A 7,060-nucleotide genomic window follows, 5' to 3' on the forward strand; every position below is an offset into this window, starting at 1 on the left:
CGGGCGAACACCACCCGCTCTGCGACGGCGCGCTCCCGGTCTTTGCGCGACAGGGCTTTCCACTCGGCCCCGCTGATGACCTGATCGGTGGTGATCGACAAACCCAGTTCCCGGGCGATTGCCGCAGCAGTGATCGGGTGGTCGCCGGTGATCAACCGGATCGGCACCTCCCGGCGACGCAGTTCCGCGAGCAGATCAGCCGCTTCGTCGCGCGGGGTATCCGACAGCCCGAGCAAGCCCACGAACGTCAGCCCGTCGTGGCAGAGTTCGGCGATTTCGTCGGGCTCCGGGTCGTCACCGAGGAACGTCATCTGCTCTGGCGTCAGTTGACGTCGCGCAACCGCGATCACCCGTAACCCGTCGGCCGCCAACCCCGCCACCTCCTTTCTGACGGCTGGTTCCACCCGCTGACAGCTGGCAAGTACGACTTCGGGGGCGCCCTTGACGGTCAGTTCCTCGCCGAATACCGAAGCCGAGAACGACCGGCCGGAGCGGAACGGCAAGTGTGCGGTGTCGCCGTTGTCGGGCTGCGCACCGTTGAGCGCCACCGCGGCCTCGACGATCGCCGTGTCGGTCGCGTGCACCTGGCGGGTGCCGTTGGTGTTCGGGGCGGCGCTTGCCGCGCAGCGCAGCACATCGTCGCTGGAGTGCTGCGCCGCGGGATGCACCTGTGCCACCCGCAGCCGGTTCTTGCTCAGTGTCCCGGTCTTGTCGAAGCACACCACGTCGATGCGCCCCAGCGCCTCCACCGAGCGCGGGACCCTCACCAGCACACCGGAATTAGTCAACCGTCGTGCCGATGCCTGCTGCGCCAGCGTCGCCACCAGCGGCAGGCCCTCCGGGATGGCTGCGACGGTGATGGCGATCCCGCTGGCCACCGCCTGACGTAAGCCGATGCGACGCAGCAGCCCGAGCCCGGTGACCAGCGTGCCGCCGGCCAGGCTGATGCGCCACGCCTGTTTGGTGAGCAGGCTCAGCTGGTGCTGCAACCCGACGGCGGTTTGCTCGCCGGCCACCAGGTCGGCGGCACGGCGGCCGTAGGTGTCGCCACCGGCCGCGGTTACCACCGCAACCGCGGTGCCGGTCACCACGGTGGTCCCGGCGTAGATCATGCAGTGTCGGTCGACGAGGTCTGCGCCGGGCGTGGCCTCGATCTGCTTGGTCACCGACAGCGACTCGCCGGTCAGCGACGACTCGTCGACTTCGAGGTCGTCCACCTCGATCAACCGGCCATCGGCGGGCACCACCTCGTGGGCGCGCACTTCGATCACGTCGCCCGGCTGCAACTGTTCGGCGATGACGTCGCGGTACACCCTGGTATCGACAGCATCGACGTCGATGCCCTTCAAGACGACCTTCCGGGCCGGCGGAATCTGCTCCGTCAACAGGACATTCAGCCGCCGCTCGGCTACCAGCCGCTGGGCGGCCGCAAGGACGGCGTTTCCGCCCAGTACCGAACCGACCAGCACCGCGTCGACGGGCGAGCCCAGCACCGCACTGGCGGTGGCGCCCAGTGCCAGCACCGGTGTTATCGGGTCGGAGAGTTCGCTGCGCACGGCATTGACGAACTGCCAGAACAGTCGACGCGGCGGCGTGGTCGACTGCGCGCCGCGCCGGGCGAGGTTGAGCGCGGCCAGCGTGGCCGTCGTGATCGCCGGCGGCTCGTGGGCCGGGGTCATCGGGCCTGTCGAGCCCGGCGGCGGCAGCTCCACTCGGACCTGGTCGACCGACAGCGCGTGCCATTCGTGGACCGGTGCCGGCCGGGGTGCGGTGGCGGCGGCCGCCCCGCGGCCCAGCCAGTAGCCGGCCAGTGCGCCGGTCGCCGCACCGGTGGTCACCGGGCCGGGCCCGCGGCCGCGCACCCCGGGCAGCATCAGCAGCGCACCCAGCGCTGAGGCGCCGGTCGCGATCTCGACGCCGCGCCGGCTGGCCAATCGCGCTGCCGGGAGTGCGTGCAGCACCTGCCAGGCGGCCTTGAGGTCGGTCAGCAGCAGATCGGCGCACCACGGCGGCGAGCCTTCCCTCGGGGCGATGCCCAGCGCGACATCGGCTGCCGACAGGGCTTGCGCGGCGGTCTCCGACAGCACGGCCACATCGTGGCCATCGCGCTGGTAGGCCGCCACCGCAGCGGCCAGCGCGTCGTCCACCGATGCCCCATCGAGCGGACGGACCTCGTCGAAGAGCGGTCTCAGCTCGCCCAGTGCTTCGACTTCGACCGACACTACCTCCACGTCGGCGTGGCGGGCCTCGGTCACCAGAGCGGCGGCCAACGGGTTCAACGTGGGCGCAAACAACGCCTCCGGGGCGCCCGGAGCACCCTGCCCAGCTCCGGCAACCAGATGCCAGCCCGGATCCAGGTCGTCGTCGCCGAGCCGGCTCTGGGCGCGATCCCAGGCTACGGCCAGCTCATCGTCGTCAGCACCACGCACGTGCACCACCCGCAGCGTGTCGCCACAGAGGGCACGCGGGTCGATGATGACCGTGTCGACCCGGTCCAGCTCGCGCAGGCTGTCCGGTCGCAGCACCAGCACCCCGTGCTGGTCGGCTAGGCCGCGCCCCAGGGTCGCAGCGAACGACTCGCGGGCAACCCGGGCGGCTTTGGGTGCGCTCACCACCGCTGCGGTACCGGCCATGTCTGGGCTGCGCGCCGCCGCACCGACCACTACGGCGGCGACGGCCTGCACCCACGCGCTGCGGTTGAAATGACGTTCGACCGGCCCGGCTGGTCGCGGCAGTGGCCGTGACGGGCCGATGACGGGCGGATGGTCTGCGTGAACGGCCAACTCCGGTTCGCGTCGGCGCCAGGCCCGTGCCTCGGCGCGTTCCTCGCCGGCTTTGAATGCCTCCACCATCAAGTCCACCGCCAGCGCCGTGGGTGCATTGTTGAGGACGTGCACGCCAGCGCTGACCAGGGTCAGCACCGTGTCGGCGGCGGGTTTGCCGATGCGGTCTTCGAGCACTCGACGCAGCCGGGGCTGGTAGTTGACGACGACCACCAGAGCCTCCATACCCAGCGGCAGGCCCGGCAACCGCAGGAGGCGGCCGACCGTCGCCGCACCCAGCCCGGCCGCGTTGACGCCGACGGTGGCGACCCGCAGCGCCTGGGCCAGGCCGTCGCCGGGCAGGCTGGCTTGCTGTGGTCGCCGTGCCGGGCGCTGATCGCCGTCCGCCCGCACCGCGCGGCGGCACCGGTTCTCGGCGTCGGTGACGACACGGCACAACTCGCGCAGCGACGGGCCGCCGGAGCCGCCAGGGCTTGGTGCGCCAAAGTCGACGATCAGCCGCGACAGCGGGTGATTCAACCGGGCCGAGGTGACCCCGGGCAGCGACCGGACCGCGCCGAGCATCGCGGTTGCCAGCTCCGCCCCGCCCGGGCCGTCCAGGCCCCGCACCTGGATCCAGGCTCGATGCTCGCTGCGCCAGCAGCGGCGTGAGAGTGTCGAACCCGCGAACTCACGAGACAGCATCTTGGTTGCCTGGCGGGCGGGCAAGGTGGCAAGACCGACACCGGCGCTGGCCGCTGACCCTAATGCACCGGCCACGGTTGTCGCGGCGTGAACCGACATCCCGGTAAGCGCGAGGCCGATCTGGATACCGGTGCTGGCCGTACGCAATGGCAGTTGTATCGCTGGTCCGATACTCACTCGCGCCTAACTACTGGCGGCCACGCGGCTGACTGCCGCGTGAGCTTCGTGCCGGTGTTGGTGTGGTTCGCGGATTGTGCCGTGGTGTCGTCGACTTCGCAGCTTGCGCCGCCGACTTCGCGGCTTTTGTCCGCGCAGCAGGCGCTGCCTTCAGCGGCGCAGCGGCGCGCGGTTTGACCGATGCTTTCTGGGCCTTCTGGGTTTTCTGGGTTTTCTGCCGCCGGTTCAGCTCCTGTAACACCAACGCGCCGCCACCGACCGCGCCGATGGTCAACAGCACTGGCCACTCGACCAGCCCGGCTATACCGAGCGCTCCCAATGTCAATGCAGCAGCCGGGGTCGAGCGGCTGCCGCTGCTCATCCCGCGCTGCACACCGGCGGCTGCCCCTTTGACGCCGCCGACCACCCCGTTGACTGCAGCGCCCCCGAGGGCACCGGCCGCTTCGGTGGTCAGCGTCGCGGCGCGGCCCACCGCGCGACTCAGTTTTCGTGCCGCACCATCAATGGCGTTCATGACGGCCCCCTGTTCCCGCAAACCAAATCGGCGGGGTGCCGGATACCCGCAAGCAGGGCACGCTCAGATGAGCAGGGTTCATAGCATCACCATCATAAGCACTCACGGCGAGGAAACGTGAATATCGGCGTTGCGGGCGGCCGGGATCGGTCCTTGGCTACCGGAGGTCCACGAGCACCGGCGCGTGGTCGCTGGGAGATTTTCCCTTGCGTTCGTCGCGGACGATCTCGGCACCGGTGACCCGGTCCGCCAGTGCGGGTGAGGCCAGGATGAAGTCGATGCGCATGCCCTGGCGTTTCGGGAAGCGCAGCTGGGTGTAATCCCAGTAGGTGTAGACCCCGGGCCCCGGGGTGAAGGGCCGGACCACGTCGGTGAATTGCGCGTCGACTATCGCGTTGAATGCTCTGCGCTCCGGCTCAGAGACGTGGGTGCAGCCGTCGAAGAACTCCACGCTCCAGACGTCGTCGTCGGTTGGGGCGATGTTCCAGTCGCCGACCAGTGCGATGGGTGCCGACGGGTCGTCGCGCAGCCAGCCTTCGGCGGTGTCGCGCAGCGCCGCGAGCCAATCCAGCTTGTAGGTGTAGTGCGGATCGTCGAGGGTGCGCCCGTTGGGCACATACAGGCTCCAGACCCGCACCCCGGCGCAGGTGGCGGCCAGCGCCCGCGCCTCGACGACGGCTGCAGTGGTTTCGAGGCCCGTTTCGGCGCCCGGCCCGCCGCTCCAGGCGGGCTGGCCGGCGAAACCGACCTCTACGTCCTCGAGGCCGACCCGGGAGGCGATTGCCACCCCGTTCCACTGGTTGAACCCCACGTGCGCGACCTCATACCCCAGCTCGAAGAACGGCAGCGTCGGAAACTGGTCGGCGGCGCACTTGGTCTCCTGCATCGCCAACACGTCGACTTCGGCGCGGGCCAGCCAATCGGTCACCCGGCCCACCCGGGTGCGAATCGAATTCACATTCCAGGTGGCCAACCGCATGTGAACACCCTACGACGCTACGACTGCAGCAGGTGGGCATCGAGGTAGCGGGTGCGGTGCTGTGGCGTGAACCCGATCGACTCGAAGAGGCCGAGCGCGGCGCCGTTGTCGGCCCGGTCGCTTGGGATCTGCACGTAGCCGCGGGTGGCGCCGTGGTCGCGGCCCCAGGACTGCAGCGCCGCGCAGATCGCGCGGGCATGACCTCCACCCCGGCCTTCAAGGCGGCCTTGAAGCCGGTCTTCGACCACCCGCAGCCCCGACAATCCCACCCAGCGGGTCTCATCGGGCGACGTGGTCACCGCAGCGCGGCCGACGGCCACCCCCGGGATCGAGGCGAACGCCACCTCGCCGTCGACAACCGCGGTCAGCACGTCGGCGGGCATATCGCGTGCGTAGCAGTCCAGCCAGGCGGTGTCCGGGTGCGACGACAGCGCGATACCGGCGCCGGCGCCGGCTGTATCGGCGGCCAGATCGCAGACCAATGTGCGGGTCTCACGCTCTGCGGGCAGGGTGTCGGCTAGGCGCAGCAGTCGATCGGGCACCGCCAGCCGCGGAGTCAACCCGCGTTGCGCGTACCAGTCGATGATTGCCGGGATGGTGCTTGCTTGCGCGAACATATCAAGGGGCACAGCTGAATTCGCTCGAAGGGTACAGCCCGGTGCTGCGGGGGTGGCGCGCAGCAGCCAGCCGTCCAGCCATTGGTGCTCGGTGCCCGGCCAGGCCAGCGCGGCGGCATGCTCCACGGCGCGGATCTGCGAATTCTTCACCGGGCGATCGGTCAGCCGGCGCACGTATAACACGTCGGCGAGCCGAAACTGGTGCATCTGGCCGTTGGCGTCGCGCACCGAGACCCGCGGACCGGTCTGCACCAGATATCCGACCACGTCGGCCATCGATGGGTGCGACCCCGCGGGCCGCAGGTAGCGGAGGCTCACCCGGGTGCCGACGGCTGGGAGCTCAGGCGGCTCAGGCGAGCTGGGCGGCACGGTCGTCTCCGGTCGTGATCCGGTCAACCGTGACCGAACGGGTCGGGAGCTTCGCCGGGCATCCAGGACAACCCGGGGACACCCCAGCCATGGGATTTGATTGCCCGCTTAGCGGCCCGGGCATACCGGCCCACCAGCCGGTCCAGGTACAACACTCCGTCCAGGTGCCCGGTCTCATGCTGCAGCATCCGGGCGAACAACCCGCTGCCCTCCACCGTGATCGGGGTGCCGTCGGCGTCAAGCCCAGTGACCCGCGCCCAGTCCGCCCGTCCAGTCGGAAAAGTTTCGCCGGGCACTGACAGGCAGCCCTCGTCGTCGTTGTCAGGGTCGGGCATGGTCTCGGGCACCTCTGAGGTCTCCAACACCGGATTGACCACCACGCCGCGTCGCCGCGCCGTCTTTCCCCGGTCGTCCGCGCAATCATAGACAAAGACCCGTAGCCCCACCCCGATCTGGTTGGCGGCCAAGCCGACTCCGTAGGCGGCGTCCATGGTGTCGTACAACGTGGTGATCACATCACCCAGATCGCTCGGCAGTGAGCCGTCACCGGAGACCGGTACCATCGCAGTTGCGGTGTGCAGGACCGGGTCGCCCACAATGCGGATGGGTACGACGGCCACGATCGGCAAGTCTAGAGGCGGAACCGCCACCGACCCGGCTTGGTCGGCCGACTCGCGGGGCAAGGTTCCGGCCCAACCGTGGCGAGCGTGGTTGAATATTCGCCGGACAAGGATGCTGGGCAACGACATTTGACGGTCATTCGAGAATTTTCCGGAAGGGTCCAGGAAGCGATATGGACGGCGCTATGGCGCGAGCTCATCGATCAGCGGATGGCTCCGAAATCACCGACGGGCTGACCCGCCGCGAACACGACATTCTGGCGTTCGAGCGGCAGTGGTGGAAGTACGCCGGCGCCAAGGAGGAAGCGATCAAAGAG

Annotated in this window: 6 protein-coding genes; 1 reads left to right on the plus strand and 5 read right to left on the minus strand. The window is 69.5% G+C overall.

Annotated features, from left to right (window positions below):
* The 5 genes from AC2VOP_RS02395 to AC2VOP_RS02415 form a co-directional block, all read right to left on the minus strand.
* A partial coding sequence (locus AC2VOP_RS02395; protein ID WP_486959488.1) for an HAD-IC family P-type ATPase occupies nt 1-3,620 on the minus strand: 3,620 nt, incomplete at its 3' end.
* A 34-nt stretch (nt 3,621-3,654) separates the two neighbouring features.
* Entirely contained in the window at nt 3,655-4,158 is a 504-nt protein-coding gene (locus tag AC2VOP_RS02400) for a hypothetical protein (RefSeq protein WP_486959484.1), read from the minus strand.
* 157 nt (nt 4,159-4,315) lie between these two features.
* On the minus strand, nt 4,316-5,137 hold the full coding sequence (locus AC2VOP_RS02405) for an exodeoxyribonuclease III (RefSeq protein ID WP_486959485.1): 822 nt from the start codon (nt 5,135-5,137) through the stop codon (nt 4,316-4,318).
* A gap of 17 nt (nt 5,138-5,154) precedes the next feature.
* Complete coding sequence (locus tag AC2VOP_RS02410) at nt 5,155-6,123, minus strand: N-acetylglutamate synthase, CG3035 family (protein ID WP_486959486.1); 969 nt, start codon at nt 6,121-6,123, stop codon at nt 5,155-5,157.
* A 23-nt stretch (nt 6,124-6,146) separates the two neighbouring features.
* The gene (locus AC2VOP_RS02415; protein ID WP_486959487.1) at nt 6,147-6,743 is read right to left on the minus strand and encodes a peptide deformylase; all 597 of its coding nucleotides are present in this window, start codon (nt 6,741-6,743) and stop codon (nt 6,147-6,149) included.
* Between the two features lie 173 nt (nt 6,744-6,916).
* On the opposite strand from AC2VOP_RS02415, the gene AC2VOP_RS02420 reads away from it, so the two are divergent.
* Nucleotides 6,917-7,060: DUF3263 domain-containing protein (locus tag AC2VOP_RS02420; protein ID WP_486959489.1), on the plus strand; the 144-nt coding region annotated here is incomplete at its 3' end.

Source organism: Mycobacterium sp. TH-M106 (genome assembly GCF_057473765.1).

What these genes read in the sequence shown, in the direction of transcription:
- AC2VOP_RS02400 (WP_486959484.1), bottom strand. Translation starts at nt 4,158, where the DNA reads ATGAACGCCATTGATGGTGCGGCACGAAAACTGAGTCGCGCGGTGGGC.
- AC2VOP_RS02405 (WP_486959485.1), bottom strand. Translation starts at nt 5,137, where the DNA reads ATGCGGTTGGCCACCTGGAATGTGAATTCGATTCGCACCCGGGTGGGC.